The sequence below is a fragment of the Delftia sp. 11MD genome (assembly GCF_050907895.1).
Classification (GTDB): Bacteria; Pseudomonadota; Gammaproteobacteria; order Burkholderiales; family Burkholderiaceae_C; genus Comamonas; species Comamonas tsuruhatensis.
In genome coordinates this window covers 1,443,379-1,463,923 of record NZ_CP194333.1, presented here as the reverse complement: position 1 = coordinate 1,463,923, position 20,545 = coordinate 1,443,379, and the positions used below count along the sequence as shown (strand labels likewise).

The window sequence follows — 20,545 nt, the reverse complement described above, 5'->3', positions numbered from 1 at the left end:
ACTTCCTCACCCCATGAAACTTCTCATCGTTCCCGCCCGTACCGGCCTGCAATGGGTGCAGCAGGGCATCCGCACCTTCCGCCAGCAGCCGCTGGCGCTGGCGGCACTGTTCTTTCTGTCGATGGCGGCCATGTCGCTGGTCACGGTGCTGCCGCTGATCGGCCCCGTGATCGCGCTGGGCCTGCTGCCGGCCACATCGCTGGCCATGATGGTGGCGGCGGCCGAAGCCTCGCACGGGCGCGCGCCCACGCCGGCCCTGCTGCTGGTGGCCTTTCGCACCGGGCGCCAGCGCCTGAATTCCATGCTCACGCTGGGCGCCATGTATGCGGCAGGCTTCTTGCTGATCATGGGCCTGTCCATGCTGGTGGACGATGGCCAGTTCGCCAATGTCTACCTGGGCGGCGAGCCGCTGACGCGCGAGATCGCCGAATCGCCCGACTTCCAGGCCGCCATGTGGCTGAGCATGGGCCTGTACCTGCCGCTTTCGCTGCTGTTCTGGCATGCGCCGGGCCTGGTGCACTGGCACAACGTGCCGCCGGTCAAGGCCGTGTTCTTCAGCCTGGTGGCGTGCGTGCGCAACATCGGCGCACTGGTGGTCTTCGGCCTGAGCTGGATGGGCGTGTTCATCGTGGCCGGCATCGTGATGGCACTGATCTCGGCCGTGCTGGCCCAGGTGCTGGGCGGCATTGCCAACGGCCTGATGATTGCCACGGCCATGCTGCTGGCCGCCATGTTCTTCACCTCCATCGTCTTCACCTTCCGTGACTGCTTTGCGGCGCCCGATGAAAGCGATGGCAGCGACGCCATCGGCACCGAACCGCCGCAGCCGCCCGGACTGTCCGGCTGACGCCTGCACGGCACCAGATCACCAGGCCCCTTTCGAGGGGCTTTTTCTTTGCCGTTTCTCTGTCGTGCCAGCGGCCACCCGGGCGTCCACATGACGCAGTCACTGTTGTGTCATGCGGATGCCATCGCTTTGTCACAGTGCCTGCCTAGCATGCCGTGCGGATGCATAGCCAGCGAGTGCGCAGCGGCATCCCGGCCCATCCCGCCCCCGATGGGCTGATGCAGACAACCCCACAACGGAAGCCCCATGTCCCAATCCACGATGCTCTCCCGCCGCAAGGCGCTGCAATTCCTGACCGGCGCCCCCCTGCTGCCGCTCGGCTCCGCCGTGTCCGCCGCCGGCCTGCTGACCGCCTGCGGCGGTGGCGATGACGGTCCCGCGAAGAACTATGTGGCGGCCAGCTTCACCTCCATGGCCGCGCCCACGCTGGCCACCCCCCAGGCCATGGCCCGGATGACCGTGGCCTCGCAGCTCAAGGTGCAGTACAGCGACAACAGCGAGCAGAGCTTCGACCTGGGCTACCAGCCCTTCTTCGTGACCGGCGACGAAGTGCCGGACGGCAAGGGCGGCAAGATCCTGGCCGGCGGCTACTACGACATCAACAACAACAAGATCATCGACCGCACCGTGGCCGGCAGCGAGCGCCACTTCTTCTCCGATGCGCCCGACGGCACCTCGCTGCTGACCGTGCCCAATGCCAAGGTGGATGGCGTCAAGGGCAAGCCCGTGTTCGCCGTGGTGCAGTTCGAATACACGACCTGGGCGCAGGATGGCAAGACCGACATGTACGGCAAGCTGCCCTCGCCCATCGCCGTGCTGACGCTGGACCAGGACCAGACCACGGGCAAGCTCAGCCTGGTCAAGTACCACAACGTGGACACCTCCAAGGTGCATGGCCTGTGGATCACCTGCGGCGCCAGCCTGTCGCCCTGGGGCACCCATCTGTCCAGCGAAGAGTACGAGCCCGACGCCTTCGCCACCGGCAATGCGCAGTTGCAGGCCTTCAGTCAGAACCTGTATGGCGACCAGACCAAGGCCAACCCCTACCACTACGGCCACATGCCCGAAGTGACGGTCAACGTGGACGGCACGGCCAGCATCAAGAAGCATTTCTGCATGGGCCGCATCTCGCACGAGCTGGTCCAGGTCATGCCCGACCAGCGCACGGCGCTGATGGGCGACGACGCCACCAACAGCGGCTACTTCGTCTTCGTGGCCGACAAGGAAAAGGACCTGTCCTCGGGTTCGCTGTACGTGGCCAAGGTGGGTGCAGGCTTCTCCATCGACCCCGCATCGGGCAGCGCCGCCGCGCTGACCTGGATCAAGCTGGGCTCGGCCACCAGCGCCGAGATCGAGCAGTTGGCCAACACGCTCAAGCCCACGGACATCATGACCGTGGCCAAGACCGATCCGGGCGACGCCAGCTACACCAAGATCACCGCCAACGGCAAGGTGGAGTGGATCAAGATCAACCCCGGCATGGAAAAGGCCGCCGCCTTCCTGGAAACCCACCGCTACGCCGCCTTCAAGGGCGCGAGCATGGGCTTCACCAAGATGGAAGGCACGACCGTCAACGCCAAGGACAAGGTGGCCTACTCGGCCCTGCAGAACTGCGAAAAGTCCATGGTGGCCGGCGATGCGCTGAACGTGGCAGGCAATGGCGTGTCCATCCCCAAGCAGCTCAAGGCCGGCGCCGTGATGGCACTGAACCTGCGCGGTGGCCAGAAGGACACGGCCGGCGCCGCCATCAACAGCGAGTGGATGCCCGTGGACACCAAGGCCCTGCTGGCCGGCGAGGACATCAGCGCCGACGCGCTGGGCAACACCGGCAACCCGAACAAGATCTGCAACCCCGACAACCTCAAGTTCTCGGAGAAGATGCGCACCCTGTTCATCGGCGAGGACAGCGGCCAGCACGTCAACAACTTCCTGTGGGCCTACAACATCGACACCAAGCAGCTGTCGCGCCTGATGTCGATTCCCGCAGGCGGCGAATCCACGGGCCTGCACGCCGTGGACGAGATCAACGGCTGGACCTACATCATGAGCAACTTCCAGCACGCCGGTGACTGGGGCAGCATCCACAACGTGGTCAAGTCCACGCTGGACCCGCTGATCAGCACCAACTATCGCGGCAAGTTCGGCGCCGCCGTCGGCTACCTGACCGGCACCGCTTCCCAGCCCAAGCTGTCGGCCTGACCGCCGCCACAACGCCCCGCCGCCCTGCGGCGCGTGGCGCCACAACAAGAAGGCCATGGATTTCCATGGCCTTTTTGCATGCCTGCGCCGCAACTGCATGGATGTCATGAACCCGACTCCTGGCGTGCAAAACAAGAGTCATTCTCACCTGGTCGCTATAATTTCTGATGCATTGCGGCGTCGCTAGCCCGCCATCGCACCATCTTCAGCCCCGCCGGATCACGCCCCTCAAGGCCCGGCAGGCGCACGCAGAGCCACACCACAGGAGAGACTCCATGACCCCAGCTTCCCGCATCCTTCGCAGCACGGCCTCCGCATGGCTGGCGGCCGCTGCCACCCTGGCGGTGCCGGCCGCGCATGCCGACTATCTCTGGCTGCAGCAGGACGCAGGACAGGCCCGGGCCTATGCCGGAGAACTGCGCAAGCCGCTGCAACAGCTGCCGGCCCTGGAGGACGCCAAGCAGGTCCTGCCCGACGGCAAGAGCCTTCCCCTGAAGGCCGAGGCCAATCATTTCACCGCGGACGCAGGCCAGGGCGATGTGCGCATCGCCGCCACGCGCCCCGGCGCCAATGGCGTGCTGACCTATTACCAGGCCCGTTTCGGCCGCAATGACACCAAGGCCGTGAACGACCTGGAGCTGGTGCCCACCACGGCGGGCGGCGATACGTTCCAGCTGGTGTTCAAGGGCCGCAAGGTCGCGGCCAGCCAGGTCAATGTGCAGACCAGCGAGGGCTGGTACCGCACGCTCACGCCATCGCAGGACGGCACGGTGAGCTTCAAGCCCTACTTCCCGGGCCTGTACGTGCTGGAGGTGACGGCGCGCGTGGACAACGGCTCGGTCACGCTGGACGGCAAGAAATACACCGACGTGCGCCACACCACCACGCTGAGCTTCGAAGTCAAGCCCTGACCGCCGGACACGACGGCCCGGCCCTCACTCCACGACCGTGAGCTTGGCAATGGACAGCGCCAGCCACTTCGTGCCGTGGCGCCCAAAGCTGACCTGGGCACGCGCGTCGTCGCCCGTGCCTTCCAGGGCCAGCACCTTGCCTTCGCCGAACTTGTTGTGGAACACGTTCAGGCCCACGCGCAGGCCGTGGCCCGGGTCGGCCTTTTGCGGCGGCACGGGCGGGCTGGCGAAGACCTCGCTGCGCCAGCCTTCGGCCTTGCTGCCGAAGCCGCCGCGATCGCGTGAGCCATAGCCGCTACCACCGCCGCCACCGGGGCGGGGCGCGTAGCTGCCAAAGCCGCCCTGCTTCGGCGTGATCCACTTGAGCGCCTCTTCAGGCAGCTCGTCGAAGAAGCGGCTCTTGACGTTGTAGCGCGTCTGCCCGTGCAGCATGCGCGTCTGCGAATGGCTCAGGTACAGGCGCTTGCGCGCGCGGGTGATGGCCACATAGGCCAGGCGGCGTTCTTCCTCCAGGCCGCCTCGGTCCATCATGGCGTTCTCGTGCGGGAACAGGCCCTCCTCCACGCCGCCGATGAAGACGGCGTCGAACTCCAGGCCCTTGGAGGCATGCACGGTCATCAGCTGCACGGCGTCCTGGCCTGCCTGGGCCTGGTTGTCGCCAGCCTCCAGCGCCGCGTGCGTCAGGAAGGCGGCCAGCGGCGACAGGGTCTCGCCGGTATCGGCATCGACCATGCCGGCCACGGTGCCGGCCGGCGGCGTGAGCGGCGTGTCCAGCAGCGGCAGCGCAGGGTCCAGGCCCTGGCTGGCGGGGCTTTGCGTCAGCGCCCTGGCGCCGTCGTGCTCGTCCAGCGGCAGGGCCACGGCATCGCGGCCAAAGCCTTCCTGGGTGACAAAGCTCTCGGCCGCGTTCACGAGTTCCTGCAGGTTCTCGATGCGGTCGGCGCCTTCCTTTTCGTTGCGGTAGTGCTCGAGCAGGCCGCTTTCTTCCTCGATGGCCTCGATGATCTCGCGCAGCGTGCGGCCCTGGGTCTGCTCGCGCAGCACGTCGATCTTGGCGACAAAGCCTGCGAGCTTGGCGCCCGGCGCGCCCGGCACCGCCGAGACGGCATCGTGCAGCGAGCAGCCCGCGCTGCGCGCCGCGTCCTGCAGCGTCTCCACGCTGCGCGCGCCGATGCCGCGCGGTGGGAAGTTCACCACGCGCAAAAAGCTGGTGTCGTCGTGCGGGTTCTCCAGCAGGCGCAGGTAGGCCAGCGCATGCTTGATTTCGGCGCGCTCGAAAAAGCGCAGCCCGCCGTACACGCGGTAGGGAATGGCGGCATTGAACAGCTGCGATTCGATCACCCGGCTTTGCGCATTGCTGCGGTAGAGCACGGCGATTTCCTGGCGCTGCCAGCCGTCCTTTTTCACGAGCTGCTGGATTTCCTCGACCATCCACTGCGCCTCGGCCATGTCGGTGGGCGCCTCGTAGATGCGCACGGGCTCGCCCGGGCCCTGGGTGGTGCGCAGGTTCTTGCCCAGGCGCTGGCTGTTGTGGCTGATGAGCGCGTTGGCGCAGTCCAGGATGTTGCTGTAGGAGCGGTAGTTCTGCTCCAGCTTGATCTGCTGGCGCACATCGAACTCGCGCACGAAGTCCTGCATGTTGCCCACGCGCGCACCGCGAAAGGCGTAGATGCTCTGGTCGTCGTCGCCCACGGCGATCACGCTGCCCAGGGCCTGCAGGCGGCCATCCACCACGTCGCCCGCCAATTGCTTGAGCCACTGGTACTGCAGCTTGTTCGTGTCCTGGAACTCGTCGACCATGATGTGGCGAAAGCGCCGCTGATAGTGGGCGCGCAGCGCGGCGTCGTCGCGCAGCAGCTCGAAGGAGCGCAGCATCAGCTCGCCGAAATCGACCACGCCTTCGCGCTGGCACTGCTCCTCGTAGAGCTGGTAGATCTCGACCTTCTTGCGCGTGTCCGGGTCATTGGCCACCACGTCGCCGGGGCGCATGCCCTCTTCCTTGCAGCCGGCAATGAAGTACTGCAGCTGCTTGGGCGGGAAGCGCTCGTCGTCCACGTTGAACTGCTTGCACAGGCGCTTGACGGCCGACAGCTGGTCCTGCGTGTCCAGGATCTGGAAGGTGGACGACAGCCCTGCCGCCTGGTGGTGGGCACGCAGCAGCCGGTTGCACAGGCCGTGGAAGGTGCCAATCCACATGCCGCGCACGTTGTAGGGCAGCATGGTCGACAGGCGCGCCAGCATTTCCTTGGCCGCCTTGTTGGTGAAGGTCACGGCCAGGATGGAGCCCGGCGTGGCCTGGCCCGTCTGCAGCAGCCAGGCGATGCGCGTGGTCAGCACCCGCGTCTTGCCCGAGCCGGCGCCGGCCAGGATCAGCGCATGGCCGGCCGGCAGCGTGACGGCAGCGAGCTGCTCCTCGTTGAGGTTGGCCAGCAAAGGGGAGTTGGAGGCGGGTGCGGCACCGGAGGCGCCGTCGAGCAGATCGATCGGGAACATCCCGGCATTGTAGGAAGCGCCCTGGCCTGCGGGGAAAGCCATGCTGCATTTCCCGCATTCGACACATGCAGCGCATCTTCCCGGTCCATAACGCCATTGCTATAACCGCTATATCGACAGGGCGCCCAGGCCCGCCGCCGGCAACGTATAGAATCAATCACCGGGCCCAAGTTTCTTGCGGTCCGGTTTTTTGTGCCCGGGCCACAGCCGCCCTGGCGACGCGGCCCGCCCGCGCCGCCCGCAAGACCGGCCTCCAAGCCAAGCGCCCCATCGCGGAGGGATGTTCCTGCCGCGACCTTTCATGGAGCTTGGAATCAAATGGAAATCTTCGACTACGACAACATCCTGCTGCTGCCGCGCAAGTGCCGCGTGGAAAGCCGCTCGGAGTGTGATGCCAGCGTGGAGCTGGGCGGTCGGTCCTTCCGCATCCCGGCCGTGCCGGCCAACATGAAGACGGTGGTGGATGAAAGCATCTGCACCTGGCTGGCCCGCAACGGCTACTTCTACGTGATGCACCGCTTTGACCTGGACAACGTGCAGTTCGTGCGCGAGATGCAGGGCAAGGGCTGCTTCGCCTCCATCTCGCTGGGCGTCAAGAAGCCCGACTACGACACCGTGGACCGCTTCGTCGCCGAAGGCCTGTGCCCTGAATACATCACCATCGACATCGCCCACGGCCATGCCGACAGCGTGAAGAACATGATCGGCTACCTCAAGGAAAAGCTGCCCAAGTCCTTCGTGATCGCCGGCAACGTGGGCACGCCCGAAGCCGTGATCGACCTCGAGAACTGGGGCGCCGACGCGACCAAGGTCGGCATCGGCCCCGGCAAGGTCTGCATCACCAAGCTCAAGACGGGCTTCGGCACGGGCGGCTGGCAGCTGTCGGCGCTCAAGTGGTGCGCGCGCGTGGCCACCAAGCCCATCATTGCCGACGGCGGCATCCGCAGCCACGGCGACATCGCCAAGAGCGTGCGCTTTGGCGCCACCATGGTGATGATCGGCTCGCTGTTCGCGGGCCATGAGGAATCGCCGGGCCAGACGGTCGAGGAAAACGGCCAGCGCTTCAAGGAGTACTACGGCTCGGCCTCGGACTTCAACAAGGGCGAATACAAGCACGTCGAAGGCAAGCGCATCCTCGAGCCCGTCAAGGGACTTCTGGCCGACACCCTGATCGAGATGGAGCAGGATGTGCAAAGCTCCATCAGCTACTCGGGCGGCAAGAAGCTGATGGACATCCGCAAGGTCAACTACGTGATCCTGGGCGGTGACAACGCAGGCGAACATCTGCTGATGTAAGCGCAGACACCAAGGCAAGGCGGCTTCGGCCGCCTTTTTTTGTGCCTGCGTTCCCGACGTCACGCAGGCCGCGCATGCCGAGATCGCGCCATGAACCAAAAAATTGGCGTGTCTTCCTGCAAGCATGCCAAAAATGCCGCATAATTGCGGTCTCGTTTGCAGCGCAGACTTGTTTTTGGGGCTCTTAGCTCAGCTGGTAGAGCAGCGGACTCTTAATCCGTTGGTCGAGTGTTCGAATCACTCAGGGCCCACCAAAAATTCCTTTTCAGCCTGGATTCATCCAGGCTGATTCCTTCGGAATACCCGAGGGGGCTCTTAGCTCAGCTGGTAGAGCAGCGGACTCTTAATCCGTTGGTCGAGTGTTCGAATCACTCAGGGCCCACCAAGAATTCCTTTGCCTGATCTCTTCAGGCAGCCACGCAGAAATACGTGGGGCTCTTAGCTCAGCTGGTAGAGCAGCGGACTCTTAATCCGTTGGTCGAGTGTTCGAATCACTCAGGGCCCACCACCAACACCCCGAAAAAGGCACTCAGCGCACCGGCGCTCAGTGCCTTTTCTTGTTGTACTCCATCAGCACCGACATATTGCTGCTGCCGGCCTTGGCCACCCACTCGCGACCAAAGCGCTCGCCCACCAAATCCAGCATGTGGCGCAGATCCGCCGAAGGCGCGGCCACGGACACCTTGTTGTCGGCAAGGATCTTCTTGCCCAGCTCATCGGCCTGCTGGGCCAGCGCCCAGCCCTCTTTTTCAGCCGACTCGGTAGCGCGGCCGATGGCCTGGCGCTCGGGCTCGGTGAAGCCCCTCCAGGCAAGTTCGCTGACGCAAAGCATGTTCTTGGGAATCCAGGCCTTGATATCCAGAAACACCTTCATGGCCTTCCAGGCCTGGATGTCGGCGCCCGTGGCGCTGGAGGTAATCATGGCATCGATACCACCTTGCTCCACGACGGCACCCAGATCGCCTGCGGCAATCACCACCGGCTGCGCCCCCCAGAGCTCGGCCAACCGCTTGGTCGCATCGCTTTGCACACGCAGCCTGAGGCCCTTGAGATCCGCGATGCTGTGGACCGGGCGCCGACTCAGGAGACCCTGCGCCGGCCAGGGCACGGCAAACAGCAGGCGCGCGCCCTGCTGGGCCAGCAAGAACTCCTGCAGCACGGGGCGGGTCAACTGCCACAGGCGCGCGGCCTCGTCAAAGCCACGCACCATGAAAGGCAGCGAGTCCATGGCCAGCAGCGGGTGGATATCCGCACAGGACGTCATGAGCACTTCGCCGAACTGGAGGTCATTGCGCTTGAGCGCAGGCAGCACCTGCGCCATGGGCTTGAGCGCCGAGCCGGACACCACCTCGATCTCCAGCGACTGCCGGGTGTCGGCACCCACGCGTGCCGCGAAATTGCGCAGGTTCTGCGTGTGGAAGATGCCATCGCCATAGGCCGCCGACAGCTGCAGCCGGTGGCCCTTGGACCAGGCAGCGCCGGCGGTCAGTTGCAACGCGGCCGGAGCCAGGCCTGATATCAACGTGCGGCGAGAAACAGTCATGAAAGATCCTTGGCGAAAGCGCCCAGAACCATGCCATCCACCCGACGGCGGACCTGTGCATGCGGGCGGAAAAGATAAATTCTATCGATATTTATATCATTTAGATACAAACTATCGATCCATTCCATCGCACAGGTCATTCGCCAAGCCATCCGTCACACCGGATTCCAGCCAAGCCGCTACAGTGTCACCCTGCCGCAGACGCATGAGTGTGCGGCCCTCTTCTGCGCCTGTGGCCCGCCTGCAGCGCACAACCGCCTCGCCTGCATGCCACAAAATGTTTCCCCGCTCTGGCAGGGCCCGCGCTGGGCCCTGGCCGTCCTGCTTGCCATCCTGGGCATGCTGGGGCCGTTCTCGATCGATACCTACATCCCGGCCTTCTCGGGCATCGCCCAGGCCTTGAACGCCACGCCGCTGCAGATGCAGCAGACGCTGTCGGCCTATCTGTTCGGCTTTGCCTTCATGAACCTTTTCCATGGCGCCATGGCCGACAGCTTTGGCCGCCGCCCCGTGGTGCTATGGGGACTGGCCGTGTTCACGCTGGCCTCGGCAGGCTGCGCGCTGTCGCAGAACATCACGCAGCTGGTGCTGTTCCGGGCGCTGCAGGGACTGTCCACGGGCGCCGGCATCGTGGTGTCGCGCGCCGTGGTGCGCGACCTGTTTCCGCCTGCCCAGGCCCAGCGCGTGATGGCCCAGATCACCATCTTCTTCGGCATTGCCCCGGCGCTGGCGCCGGTGCTGGGCGGCTGGCTGTTCGTGCACCTGGGCTGGGCGGCCGTATTCTGGTTCCTGACGCTGGTGGGCGTGCTGCTGTGGAGCATCAACTGGCGCTTTCTGCCCGAGTCTCTGCCGCAGGCGCAGCGCCAGCCCTTCCGGTTCAAGCCACTGATGCAGGGCTACAAGGCGCTGTGCAGCGATCCGCGCTTTGTGCTGCTGGCCTTTGCCAGCGGCGTGCCCTTCAACGGCATGTTTTTGTACGTGCTGTCGGCCCCCGCCTTCCTGGGCGACCTGCTGCACCTGCAGCCGCAGCAGTTCTTCTGGTTCTTCGTGATTTCGATCTCGGGCATCATGGGCGGCGCCTGGGTGAGCGGCCGGCTGGCCGGGCGCATTCCACCCAAGCACCAGATCCGCCACGGCTTCGTGATCATGTTCGTGGTGTCCATCGTCAACCTGGTTGCCAACCTGATCTGGCCTGCCCATGTGAGCTGGGCGTTGATTCCCGTGGGTGTGTTCGCCTTCGGCTGGGCCATGATGGTGCCCGTCGTGACCTTGCTGGTGCTGGACATCCATCCCGAGCGGCGCGGCCTGGCCTCATCGCTGCAGGCCGTGGTGGGCTCCACGGCCAATGGCATCGTGGCCGGCGTGCTGGCGCCGCTGGTGATGCATTCGACGGTGCTGCTGGCCCTGGGCTCGATCAGCATGATGCTGATCGGGCTGGCGTCGTGGATCTACCTGCATCACCGCTGGCCCGAAATCGGGCGGCATGCCTCGGAGGCCTGAAGCCCACTGCTCCCGGGATCCCGGGCGTCTATGCCCGGCCCGCGCGGCGGTCCAGCATTTTTTCCTTGTAGTAGCGCGCCTTTTCGGCATACATGGCCTGGTCCGCGCGTGACACGGTGGCCTCCAGCTGGCTGCCCTCGTTGCAACAGGCCACGCCCATGGACAGGCTGACCAGCTGACCCGGATAGAACTGGTTGTTGAGCTCCAGCAGGGACAGGATGCGCTCCTTGACGGCTTCGGCGCCGCGCTCGTCCGAGGCTGGCAGCAGCACCATGAATTCGTCGCCGCCCACGCGTGCCGCACAAGCGGGCGCATCCACGGCCTTGGTCAGCACTTCGCCCACGCGGCGAAGCATGTCGTCGCCTGCGGCATGGCCATGCTCGTCATTGGCCTCCTTGAGACCATTCATGTCGATGGCGATCACGGCCAGCGGCCACGGCCCCTTGCGCGCCAGGCGGTTCAATTCCTCGATATAGAAGGCGCGGTTGCGCAGTTGGGTGAGCACGTCGTGCTTGCCCAGGTATTCCAGATAGGCCTCGGCCTTCTTGCGAGCCGTGATATCCACCAGGGACAGCAGCACCAGCCCCCAGTCGTCCGCATGGCCGTCCAGCACGGCCAGCTGCATGTGGATGTGCAGCGTGTCGCCCGACAGCGCGTAGTTCACCACTTCGCGGTGCTGCACGAGCTTGCCGTTCCACAGGTCCTGCAGTTGATCGGCAAAGGAGTCGATCATTTCATCGCGGAAGATGCGGCCCAGCCGGCTCAGCAGCTGCAGCTTGTCGGTGGCACCGAACATGCGCAGCGTCTGGCGGTTCACGTCGATGACGCGAATCTCCTGCATGCAGCGCGAGATGAATTCCGGATGCACCTTGAGGAAGGTGGCGAAATCGCTGATGCCCTGGGCGCGCACATCGTCGAGCAGGCGCTTGATGGAGCTGAAGTCCTCGACCCACAGCGACACGGGCGAGTACTCGAACAGGTCGCGCGAGTACTGCTCGCTGCGGTGCAGCTGCCGCGTGCTGCGCATCTCGGCCGTCACGTCTTCCAGCGACACCAGCACGCAGTCCCAAAGCTCCTCATGGCCGGGCAGGATGCGGCCACGGATCTGCACGTCCAGCCGGCGCCCGTCCAGCGTGTAGTTGGCGGTGCGGTTGGCAAAAGTCGGCGAGCCCTTCCAAAGCTCCTGCAGCTCGCAGGCCAGGCCGGCATGCATGTCGTCACGGAACACCTGGCCCAGGCTGTCGAGAAAGGTCTGCTGGTCCGCGGCGCCGAACAGGTCCAGCGTGCGCTGGTTGACGCGAACCACCCTGAGCGCGGCACTGCACTGCTGCAGTGCCTGCGGATGGGCAGAAAAATGCGCCTGCAGATCGGTCACGCCCTGTGCTCGCCACTGGTCGAGCAGGCGCTTGAGCGCGCTGTAGTCCTCCAGCCATAGCGAGACGGGGGCCAGTTCGAACATGTGCTCAAAATCCACACTGGACGCGATCAAAGACTCCACAGGGCACCTCCGCGCCGCGATTATGGCAGTCGCAGAGCCCGCCAGACAGCAGGTTCTGCGCCACGAACACAGGCAGCGCCAGGCAGGCAGGCGGATTGCCCAAAAAAAACCGGCCCCGAAGGGCCGGTCTGCATGCAAAGCCGGAATCGATCAGCGCACGGCGCGCTTGCGATCGCCGCCCTGGGGCGAGTAAGGCTTGGGAGCGCTCTTGCCAAAGGCCGGACGGCGCTCACCACCGCCGAAGCCGCCGCGGGATTCACCGCCGAAGCCACGCGATTCACCGGATGCACCACGGAAGCCGCCATCGCGGTGGCCGCCATCGCGGGGAGCACCCTCACGACGGTCGCCGCCGCGCGCAGCGCCACGGTCGCCGCCGAAGCCACGGCCTTCGCCGCCACGGCCAAAGCCGCCTTCACGCGGAGCCTGGCTGTAGCCACCTTCGCGCTGGCCCTGGCCAAAGCCGCCTTCGCGCTGACCCTGGCCGAAGCCGCCTTCACGCTGGCCGCCACCGAAGCTGCCGAAGCCAGCCTTGCGGCCATAGCCTTCCGAATCACGGCGGGGGCCGAAGCCACGGTCGCCACCGCGATCACCAAAGCTGCGCTCGCGGTCACCACCGCCGAAGCCGCGGTCGCCACCGAAACCACCACGACCACCGCCGGCGGAGCCTCGGCGATCACCACCACGGCCTTCAAAGCCGCCGCCACGACGGCCGCCACGGCCTTCGTTGCCGCTGGGTGCGCGCTGTGCAGGCTCGAGACCAGGAATCACCTCGGCCTTGAATTGCTGACGGCTGTAGCCTTCGATATCGAAAATGCGGCGGCGGTCACGGAATTCCGCGAACGTCACGGCCACGCCTTCGCGACCGGCACGACCCGTGCGGCCGATGCGGTGGGTGTAGTCCTCGGCCTTCATGGGCAGGCCGTAGTTGAAGACGTGGGTGATGGAGGGCACGTCAATGCCGCGTGCCGCCACATCGGTCGCCACCAGCACCTGCACCTGGCCGCTGCGCAGCGCCATCAGGCGGCGGTTGCGCAGGCCCTGGCTCAGGGCGCCGTGCAGCGCCACGGCCGAGAAGCCGTCCTGCTGCAGGTCGTTGGCCAGGCCGTCGCACTCGACCTGGGTCGATGCGAAGACGATGGCCTGGTTGATGGTGGTGTCGCGCAGCCAGTGGTCCAGCAGCTTGCGCTTGTGCTGGGAGTTGTCGGCCCAGAACAGCACTTGCTTGATGTTGGCGTGCTTTTCCTGGGGCGTGTCGATGGTGACCTTCTTCACGCCCGATCCGCCGTCATGCATCACGCGCATGGCCAGCTGCTGGATGCGGGGCGCGAAGGTGGCGCTGAACATCATGGTCTGCTTGCGCTGGGCCGTCAGGTCGTTGACTTCGGCCAGATCGTCCGAGAAGCCCAGGTCCAGCATGCGGTCGGCCTCGTCGACCACCAGGAACTGCACCTGGTCGAGCTTGATCTGCATCGAGCGCTGCAGGTCCAGCAGACGGCCAGGCGTGGCCACCACGAGGTTGGCGTTCTGCAGCTTGGCAATCTGCAGCTGGTAGGGCATGCCGCCCACCACGTTGGCAATGCGGATGCCACGGCAGTGCTTGACCAGTTCGATGGCGTCATGCGCCACCTGCTGAGCCAGCTCGCGCGTGGGGCACAGGATCAGGGCGCCGGGAACGGCCGCCTTGAAGTTGCGGGGATTGGTGGGGTCCTTGCGCTTGTTGCGCTTGGGCGTGGGCTGGCCGCTGGCAGTGGCCTCGGCGCACTGGCGGTCATATTCGGCACGGATGGCGGCTTCCTCGTCAGCCTTTTGCTGGATCAGCGTGTGCAGCACGGGCAACAGGAAGGCGGCGGTCTTGCCCGAGCCGGTCTGGCTGGAAACCATCAGGTCGATGAAGGCCTGATCACCACTGCCCATGGCCAGGGGAATGGCTTGCGCCTGCACGGCCGTGGGCTGGGTGTAGCCCAGATCGGCAACGGCGCGGACCAGCTCTTCAGCCAGGCCCAGCTCGACGAAGGCGTTGGGGAGTTCGGGAGCTGCCTGGGCGGCTTCGGCGCCCTCGACGGTTTCAGCAGCGGCCTGCGACTCGGCGGCCTGCTCGGCACCGGCAACGGCGGCGTCCAGCACGGAAGAGGCTTGGGCAGCGCAAGCAAAAGAGGAATCGGCAGCGGCAATGATGCCCTGCTCTTGAGAGATGTCGTTCATGAATGGCTCTAACGAAAAGCACGCGCAGTCAGCGATCTGCCACGCTTTTCTCGACGGTTGGGTCAACATCCACCGTCAGACTTGACCGGCCCTTCGCAAAAGGGCGGATGGGCGTTTTCGGCTGGTCCGAAACCGATGGTCCCGCCATCCATGAAAGCCTTCATGGAGGTCTGTGGACATCGACCTCAGACACACAGCGCAGGAGCCCTTGTGTGATGGAGATGTGCAAATTGCCCCTTGTTGATGGAGGCAAGCTGTAGATTGTCGCACTCCTGGGGTTTTCCCGCAAGCCCCCTGCACAAAAATGGCCGGAGGGCCCGGCTCCGGGCGCTAGACGCTCAGCAGGCGTGCGCGATAGTGCGCCAGCTCATCGATGGATTCATGCACATCGGCCAGCGCCGTGTGGCGCTGGGCCTTCTTGAAGGATGCGTAGGCATCGGGCTTCCAGCGCCTGGCCAGTTCCTTGAGGGTGCTGACATCAACGTTGCGGTAGTGAAAGAAGTCGTTGAGCTTGGGCATGTAGCGCTCCATGAAGCGCCGGTCCTGGCCAATGCTGTTGCCGCACAGCGGCGCCTTGCCCTTGGGAACGTACTGCGCCAGGAACTTGATCAGCGCGGCTTCCGCATCGGCCTCGGTGGTGGTCGATGCCTTGACGCGCTCGATCAGGCCGCTCCTGCCGTGCGTGCCCTTGTTCCAGGCGTCCATGCCGTCGAGCAGGGCATCGCTTTGATGGATGGCGAACACAGGACCCTCGATGCGCGTGGCAAGGTCCGGGCTGGTGACGACCACGGCGATCTCGATGATGCGATCGGTGTCGGGCTGCAGCCCGGTCATCTCGCAGTCGAGCCAGACGAGATTGAGATCGGATTTGCTCAGGGTGACGGGCGTGCCGGCTTCGGCGGGGACGGGAATGCAGGCGCTGGAGGCTTCGGACATGGCCCAAATTGTCGCCTACACTGCGGCCACATGGTCTTCAACCCCGATTTTTCCTCGACGCTTTCCCTGCTGTTTGCCGCAGCCGTGCTGGCCCAGTGGCTGCTGCGCGCCTGGCTGGCCTCGCGCCAGGTTCGCCATGTGGCAGGCCACAGAGCGCAGGTGCCCGAGGCCTTTGCGCAGCGCATCAGCCTGGCCGCCCACCAGAAGGCCGCCGACTACACACTGGCGAAGGCACGCGTTGCCCTGATCGACATGACGCTGGGCGCCGTGGTGCTGCTCGCATGGACGCTGCTGGGCGGGCTGGATGCACTCAACCAGCAGTTGCTGGAATGGATGGGCGCCGGCCTGTGGCAGCAATTGGCGCTGCTGGCCAGCTTTGCACTGATCTCCGGCCTGGTGGAGCTGCCGCTGTCGCTCTACCAGACCTTTGTGCTGGAGCAGCGCTTCGGCTTCAACCAGATGACGCTGCGGCTGTGGCTGGCCGATGCCGCCAAGTCCACGGCCATGGGCGCAGCCATCGGCCTTCCGATTGCGGCGCTGATCCTGTGGCTCATGGGTTCGGCCGGCGACCTGTGGTGGCTCTGGGCATGGGCCGTCTGGACGGGCTTCAACCTGCTGCTGATGTGGATCTTCCCGACCTTCATCGCACCGCTGTTCAACAAGTTCGATCCGCTGGAGGACGGCCCGCTCAAGGAGCGCGTGAGCGCACTGATGCAGCGCTGCGGCTTCACGGCCAAGGGCCTGTTCGTGATGGACGGCAGCCGCCGCTCGGCACATGCCAATGCCTATTTCACGGGCTTCGGCCACTCCAAGCGCGTGGTGTTCTTCGACACCTTGCTCAAGCAGCTGGACGCCGACGAGGTGGAGGCCGTGCTCGCGCATGAGCTGGGCCATTTCAAGCACCGCCACATCCTCAAGCGCATGCTGCTGATGTTTGCCGCCAGCCTGGCGGGCTTTGCGCTGCTGGGCTGGCTGTCGCAGCAGCTGTGGTTCTACCTGGGCCTGGGCGTGCGTCCGGGTCTGGACCTTGCGCTGGGACACAGCGGCATCGGCGCCGGCAACGAGGCCGTGGCGCTGCTGCTGTTCCTGCTGGCCGTGCCGGTGTTCAGCTTCTTTGTCACCCCGCTGTTCTCGGCCCTGTCGCGCCGCGACGAGTTCGAAGCCGATGCCTACGCCATGCAACAGGCCAGCGGCGCCCACCTGGCCTCGGCACTGCTCAAGCTGTACGAGGACAATGCTTCAACGCTCACGCCCGATCCCTGGTACGTGGGCTTCTACTACTCGCATCCGCCCGCCCTCGCCCGGCTGGCGCGCATGCCCTCTCCGACCTGAACCATACGCACTCACCATGAGCACACAACGCTTGCAACAACAGGACTGGTCCAACCAGCAGCGCCGCGCGCTGACTTCCGACGAACTGCACACCGCACTGGCCGCCCTGCCGGGCTGGCAGCTCGATGGCGATGCCATCGCCAAGAGCTACGCCTTCGCCAACTACTACGAGACCATGGCCTTCGTGAATGCGCTGGCCCTGATCGCCCACCAGCAGGACCACCATCCCGACCTGACCGTCAGCTACGGCCGCTGCGGTGTACGCCTGAACACGCATGACGTGAACGGCATCTCGTCCACCGACATCGAGTGCGCACGCCGCATCGATGCGTTGCTGGCGCGCCCATGAATCGCACCCCGCTGACCCATGGCTGAGCGCTCCGCACTGCACGAAGGCCTGGTCGTCTCCAGCCATGGCCGCCATTGCGTGGTCGAGACCGAAGACGGCTCGCGCCACATCTGCCACCCGCGCGGCAAGAAGAGCCAGACCGTGGTGGGCGACCGCGTGCGCTGGCAACTTCCGCCCCCAGGCCAGGGGGAGGAAGGCACCATAGAAAAGGTGCTGGAGCGGCGCAACCTGTTCTACCGGCAGGACGAGATACGCACCAAGTCCTTTGCAGCCAACATCGACCAGGTGCTGATCCTGATCGCCGCCGAGCCGGTCTTCTCCGAAAGCCAGCTGGCCCGCGCCCTGATCACTGCCGAAGCCACCCACATCAAGCCCCTGATTGCCCTCAACAAGCGTGACCTGGCCGAGCCCTTTGCCGACGCCTGGGAGCGCCTGGAGCCTTATCGCGAGATGTACCTGGGCCAGGAAAAGCCGCACTACGAGGTGCTATCGCTGTCGCTGGCCAATGAGGGCGAGGCCGATCGGCAGCTGCTGATGAAGCACCTCAAGGGCAAGGCCACGCTGGTGCTGGGCCCTTCCGGCTCGGGAAAGAGCACCCTGATCAACCTGCTGGTCCCCGGCGCGCGCGCGGCCACCAACGAGATCTCGCAGGCACTGAACTCCGGCAAGCACACGACCACCACGACCAGCTGGTACTGGATGGACGAGGAGCGCACGACAGCCCTGATCGACTCGCCGGGCTTCCAGGAGTTCGGCCTGCGCCACATCGAACCCACCGACCTGCCCCGCTGCATGCCCGACATCGGCGCCCATGCGCAGGAATGCAAGTTCTACAACTGCACCCACCTGCACGAGCCCGGATGCGCGGTCATGCCGCGCGTGGAGGATGAGGAACACGGCATGGACGCCGACCATGACATCAGTGCCAACCGGTACTGCATCTATGCCGAGCTGTTTGATGAGTTGAGTCAGGCCACGAAGTATTGAGCCTCCCCCAAACGCCACGGGGCCGCTCCGGGAGGAAGGAAACGACGCCTCCAAAGGGGCGTCATCCAGGGCTCGCCCGCAGGCTGCGCACTCAGCCCAACAGGCGCGCCAGCGACAGCAGCGCCAGCAGCAGCAGCCAGACCACGACCGAGCGCCAGACCAGGCCGACCACGCTGCGCAGGTGGCCGATCTCGGGCTCACGGCCCGGCGTGGCTTCGCTGTCCACGTCGAGGTCGATCTCCTCGCCGTCGTCACGGGTCACCGAGATGCCCTCGCGGCGCTTGAGTGCCTCGCCGCCCAGGCGCACGTTGATGGCGCCCGAGGTGGCGGCCAGGATCACGCCGTCGTTGTCGTTGGGAAAGCGCTGGGCATGGAAGCGCCAGCCCTCGATGGCCTCCTCGAAACTGCCGACCACGGCAAAGGAAAGAGCCGTCAGCCGTGCGGGCAGCCAGTCGATCACGGTCCAGGCCAACCGTGAGGCGTGCTGCAACTGGACACTGACCTGGCTGCCACCCAGCAGGCCCTTGCGCGACCAGGAGCGCGACAGGTGCTCGGTCATGCGGTAGAACACGGCACCCAGCGGACCCAGGCCCAGCGCCGCCAGTGCAGAGAACCAGAACAGCACGCCAAACACATGGCGATGCGCGGCCAGCACCGAGTACTCGATCACATGGCGCACCACCTCGCTGCGGGGCACTTCGCTGGCGTCCACCTGCTGCCAGTGGGCGAGGGCTTCGCGCGCCGCGTACTCGTCACCTGCATCCAGCGCATCGCGGATGCGCGTGAAGTGGTGGCTGAACTGGCGAAAGCCCAGCGTGACGTAGAGCACGGCCACATTCCAGACCATGGCCAGCGGCCAGCCCACGCCCCACAGCAGCAGCAGATAGATGCCTGTCACCAGCACGCAGGGCAGCGCCACCGCCACGGTCCAGGCCAGCCAGCCGTGGTGCGCCTGGCCGGCATCGAAGTTGCGGCGCACCGAAACCGTCCAGGCCCTGTAGCCTGTGTGCACCAGGTTGGCCGGCGTCAGGGGGCGCGCCTGCTCGATCAGCAAGGCGATCAGAATGGCAAAGAAACTCATCCGGCCATCATACTGGCGCATGCGGGCAGGCCCGTGACCCCGGGGTGGCACGGCACCCCATCCGGGCATCAGGCCGACAGGAATCGGTAAAGATTGCGCAGCATGCCGGCCGTGGCGCCCCAGATGTAGCGCTGGCGGTCTCCATCCTGGTAGGGCATGGCAAACCATTCGCGCGGCACGCCGTTCCAGACCATGGCGTGGCGCTCATGGTTGGCAGGATCGAGCAAAAAGGACAGCGGCACCTCGAACACGTCCGCCACCTCGTAGGGATTGGGATGCAGGCGCGCCCGGGGATCGACCAGGGCCACCACCGGCGTGATCAGAAAGGCCGTGCCCGTGGTGTAGATGGGCAGGGTGCCCAACACTTCCACATCGCCGGCAGCAAGCCCGACTTCCTCCTGCGCCTCGCGCAGGGCCGTGGCCTGGGCAGACACATCCTCAGGATCGCGCTTGCCACCCGGAAAGGCCACCTGGCCCGAATGGGTGGACAGATGGGCCGTGCGTTCGGTCAGCAGCACCGTGGGTTCGGGGCGCATCACGATGGGCACGAGCACAGCGGCATCGGTGGGCTGGCGATCGCTGAAGCGCTTCTCGCGCACCACCTCGGGAGCCCACTGGGGCGGCAGCGCAAAGCGCTGGCGCAGGGCCTCGGGCGTGCGGGCTTCGGGGGGCACGGCAGGCAGGTGGCTGTCCTTGCCAATCAGTTGCGCCATGCGCGGGTCGGCGATCGACGGCACGGCTGCGGGCACTGGCCCGCCGGTCGGCACGGGAATGGCGGTATCGGGCAGAGAGGACACGAATGAAGGCTTGTGATGGGCAACGGCCGGACAACAAAAAAGCCGCTACAGGCGACTGTAGCGGCTTTCCAGCTGTGACGCAGGTGCTTAGGCTTCGGCAGAAACCTTGACACGCGACGGCAGCTTTTCCTTGATGCGGGCCGACTTGCCGCTGCGCTCGCGCAGGTAGTACAGCTTGGCACGACGCACATCACCGCGACGCTTGACTTCGATGCCGGCGATCAGGGGCGAGTAGGTCTGGAACGTACGCTCCACGCCTTCACCGCTGGAGATCTTGCGCACGGTGAAGCCGCTGTTCAGGCCACGGTTGCGCTTGGCGATCACCACGCCTTCGTAAGCCTGCACGCGCTTGCGGCTGCCTTCGACCACATTCACGCTCACGATGACGGTGTCACCGGGGGCGAACTGGGGGATGGTCTTGTTCAGACGGGCGATTTCCTCTTGCTCGAGGATCTGGATCAGATTCATGGTCAACATCCAATCGATCTTGTCCGCGCCAGGATTGGCAAGCGCCGGGATTGGCGCCATGGCTGCTTTGTTCGTAGCAGCGGCCGGATAGAGGATCGAAGAATCG

At 65.5% G+C, this 20,545-nt stretch carries 16 protein-coding genes and 3 tRNA genes; 11 read left to right on the top strand and 8 right to left on the bottom strand.

Translation table 11 applies throughout. The features are described from left to right. Positions 1-13: 13 nt before the first annotated feature. The 3 genes from ACRSCF_RS06625 (at position 14) to ACRSCF_RS06615 (ending at position 3,957) form a co-directional block, all read left to right on the top strand. The gene (locus ACRSCF_RS06625) at positions 14-847 is read left to right on the top strand and encodes a BPSS1780 family membrane protein (protein ID WP_016445799.1); all 834 of its coding nucleotides are present in this window, start codon (positions 14-16) and stop codon (positions 845-847) included. A gap of 246 nt (positions 848-1,093) precedes the next feature. Beyond that, a complete protein-coding gene (locus ACRSCF_RS06620) occupies positions 1,094-3,046 on the top strand; it encodes a PhoX family protein (protein ID WP_016445798.1) in 1,953 nt (650 codons plus the stop codon). Positions 3,047-3,321: 275 nt separating this feature from the next. Beyond that, complete coding sequence (locus tag ACRSCF_RS06615; protein ID WP_016445797.1) at positions 3,322-3,957, top strand: hypothetical protein; 636 nt, start codon at positions 3,322-3,324, stop codon at positions 3,955-3,957. Positions 3,958-3,981: 24 nt separating this feature from the next. Here the strand turns inward: ACRSCF_RS06615 and ACRSCF_RS06610 are convergent, their stop codons facing one another. Then, positions 3,982-6,450, bottom strand: coding sequence for a UvrD-helicase domain-containing protein (locus ACRSCF_RS06610; protein WP_034366354.1), 2,469 nt, complete (start codon positions 6,448-6,450; stop codon positions 3,982-3,984). A 318-nt stretch (positions 6,451-6,768) separates the two neighbouring features. Between ACRSCF_RS06610 and ACRSCF_RS06605 the strand changes: the two genes are divergently transcribed. From ACRSCF_RS06605 to ACRSCF_RS06590, 4 genes are all read left to right on the top strand, one after another. After that, positions 6,769-7,746 (top strand): GMP reductase, encoded by a 978-nt coding sequence (locus ACRSCF_RS06605; protein ID WP_016445795.1) that lies wholly within the window; start codon positions 6,769-6,771, stop codon positions 7,744-7,746. A gap of 178 nt (positions 7,747-7,924) precedes the next feature. Then, positions 7,925-8,000 (top strand) — tRNA-Lys (locus tag ACRSCF_RS06600). Positions 8,001-8,055: 55 nt separating this feature from the next. After that, a tRNA-Lys gene (locus ACRSCF_RS06595) sits at positions 8,056-8,131 on the top strand. A gap of 47 nt (positions 8,132-8,178) precedes the next feature. Continuing rightward, positions 8,179-8,254, top strand: a tRNA-Lys gene (locus ACRSCF_RS06590). 36 nt (positions 8,255-8,290) lie between these two features. Here the strand turns inward: ACRSCF_RS06590 and ACRSCF_RS06585 are convergent. Then, positions 8,291-9,289 carry a TRAP transporter substrate-binding protein gene (locus tag ACRSCF_RS06585; protein WP_244387883.1) on the bottom strand — a complete coding sequence of 333 codons (999 nt, stop codon included), beginning with the start codon at positions 9,287-9,289 and terminating at the stop codon, positions 8,291-8,293. A 267-nt stretch (positions 9,290-9,556) separates the two neighbouring features. On the opposite strand from ACRSCF_RS06585, the gene ACRSCF_RS06580 reads away from it, so the two are divergent. Further along, on the top strand, positions 9,557-10,789 hold the full coding sequence (locus ACRSCF_RS06580; RefSeq protein ID WP_016445793.1) for a multidrug effflux MFS transporter: 1,233 nt from the start codon (positions 9,557-9,559) through the stop codon (positions 10,787-10,789). Positions 10,790-10,817: 28 nt separating this feature from the next. On the opposite strand, the gene ACRSCF_RS06575 is transcribed toward ACRSCF_RS06580, so the two are convergent. From ACRSCF_RS06575 to orn, 3 genes are all read right to left on the bottom strand, one after another. Then, complete coding sequence (locus tag ACRSCF_RS06575; protein WP_016451114.1) at positions 10,818-12,287, bottom strand: sensor domain-containing diguanylate cyclase; 1,470 nt, start codon at positions 12,285-12,287, stop codon at positions 10,818-10,820. A 150-nt stretch (positions 12,288-12,437) separates the two neighbouring features. Further along, entirely contained in the window at positions 12,438-14,489 is a 2,052-nt protein-coding gene (locus ACRSCF_RS06570; RefSeq protein ID WP_016445791.1) for a DEAD/DEAH box helicase, read from the bottom strand. Positions 14,490-14,819: 330 nt separating this feature from the next. Further along, positions 14,820-15,425 (bottom strand): oligoribonuclease, encoded by a 606-nt coding sequence (gene orn / locus ACRSCF_RS06565; RefSeq protein ID WP_244387882.1) that lies wholly within the window; start codon positions 15,423-15,425, stop codon positions 14,820-14,822. A gap of 30 nt (positions 15,426-15,455) precedes the next feature. Between orn and ACRSCF_RS06560 the strand changes: the two genes are divergently transcribed. Genes ACRSCF_RS06560 through rsgA form a run of 3 tightly spaced genes read left to right on the top strand, consistent with a single transcriptional unit; the run spans position 15,456 to position 18,093 of the window. Continuing rightward, positions 15,456-16,757 carry a M48 family metallopeptidase gene (locus ACRSCF_RS06560; RefSeq protein WP_034366313.1) on the top strand — a complete coding sequence of 434 codons (1,302 nt, stop codon included), beginning with the start codon at positions 15,456-15,458 and terminating at the stop codon, positions 16,755-16,757. 16 nt (positions 16,758-16,773) lie between these two features. Beyond that, a complete protein-coding gene (locus ACRSCF_RS06555) occupies positions 16,774-17,106 on the top strand; it encodes a 4a-hydroxytetrahydrobiopterin dehydratase (protein ID WP_016445788.1) in 333 nt (110 codons plus the stop codon). A gap of 18 nt (positions 17,107-17,124) precedes the next feature. Further along, positions 17,125-18,093 (top strand): ribosome small subunit-dependent GTPase A, encoded by a 969-nt coding sequence (gene rsgA, locus ACRSCF_RS06550; protein WP_016445787.1) that lies wholly within the window; start codon positions 17,125-17,127, stop codon positions 18,091-18,093. A 91-nt stretch (positions 18,094-18,184) separates the two neighbouring features. Here rsgA and ACRSCF_RS06545 read toward each other — a convergent pair whose 3' ends face one another. The 3 genes from ACRSCF_RS06545 to rplS all read right to left on the bottom strand — a co-directional run bounded on the left by ACRSCF_RS06545 (position 18,185) and on the right by rplS (position 20,439). Next, entirely contained in the window at positions 18,185-19,174 is a 990-nt protein-coding gene (locus tag ACRSCF_RS06545; protein ID WP_026062341.1) for a CobD/CbiB family protein, read from the bottom strand. A 68-nt stretch (positions 19,175-19,242) separates the two neighbouring features. Continuing rightward, complete coding sequence (locus ACRSCF_RS06540; protein WP_034364114.1) at positions 19,243-19,971, bottom strand: CoA pyrophosphatase; 729 nt, start codon at positions 19,969-19,971, stop codon at positions 19,243-19,245. An 87-nt stretch (positions 19,972-20,058) separates the two neighbouring features. After that, positions 20,059-20,439 carry a 50S ribosomal protein L19 gene (gene rplS, locus ACRSCF_RS06535; RefSeq protein WP_013800930.1) on the bottom strand — a complete coding sequence of 127 codons (381 nt, stop codon included), beginning with the start codon at positions 20,437-20,439 and terminating at the stop codon, positions 20,059-20,061. Positions 20,440-20,545 lie beyond the last annotated feature (106 nt).

What these genes read in the sequence shown, in the direction of transcription:
- ACRSCF_RS06625 (WP_016445799.1), top strand. Translation starts at nt 14, where the DNA reads ATGAAACTTCTCATCGTTCCCGCCCGTACCGGCCTGCAATGGGTGCAG.
- ACRSCF_RS06620 (WP_016445798.1), top strand. Translation starts at nt 1,094, where the DNA reads ATGTCCCAATCCACGATGCTCTCCCGCCGCAAGGCGCTGCAATTCCTG.
- ACRSCF_RS06615 (WP_016445797.1), top strand. Translation starts at nt 3,322, where the DNA reads ATGACCCCAGCTTCCCGCATCCTTCGCAGCACGGCCTCCGCATGGCTG.
- ACRSCF_RS06610 (WP_034366354.1), bottom strand. Translation starts at nt 6,450, where the DNA reads ATGTTCCCGATCGATCTGCTCGACGGCGCCTCCGGTGCCGCACCCGCC.
- ACRSCF_RS06605 (WP_016445795.1), top strand. Translation starts at nt 6,769, where the DNA reads ATGGAAATCTTCGACTACGACAACATCCTGCTGCTGCCGCGCAAGTGC.
- ACRSCF_RS06585 (WP_244387883.1), bottom strand. Translation starts at nt 9,289, where the DNA reads ATGACTGTTTCTCGCCGCACGTTGATATCAGGCCTGGCTCCGGCCGCG.
- ACRSCF_RS06580 (WP_016445793.1), top strand. Translation starts at nt 9,557, where the DNA reads ATGCCACAAAATGTTTCCCCGCTCTGGCAGGGCCCGCGCTGGGCCCTG.
- ACRSCF_RS06570 (WP_016445791.1), bottom strand. Translation starts at nt 14,489, where the DNA reads ATGAACGACATCTCTCAAGAGCAGGGCATCATTGCCGCTGCCGATTCC.
- orn (WP_244387882.1), bottom strand. Translation starts at nt 15,425, where the DNA reads ATGTCCGAAGCCTCCAGCGCCTGCATTCCCGTCCCCGCCGAAGCCGGC.
- ACRSCF_RS06560 (WP_034366313.1), top strand. Translation starts at nt 15,456, where the DNA reads ATGGTCTTCAACCCCGATTTTTCCTCGACGCTTTCCCTGCTGTTTGCC.
- ACRSCF_RS06555 (WP_016445788.1), top strand. Translation starts at nt 16,774, where the DNA reads ATGAGCACACAACGCTTGCAACAACAGGACTGGTCCAACCAGCAGCGC.
- rsgA (WP_016445787.1), top strand. Translation starts at nt 17,125, where the DNA reads ATGGCTGAGCGCTCCGCACTGCACGAAGGCCTGGTCGTCTCCAGCCAT.
- ACRSCF_RS06545 (WP_026062341.1), bottom strand. Translation starts at nt 19,174, where the DNA reads ATGAGTTTCTTTGCCATTCTGATCGCCTTGCTGATCGAGCAGGCGCGC.
- rplS (WP_013800930.1), bottom strand. Translation starts at nt 20,439, where the DNA reads ATGAATCTGATCCAGATCCTCGAGCAAGAGGAAATCGCCCGTCTGAAC.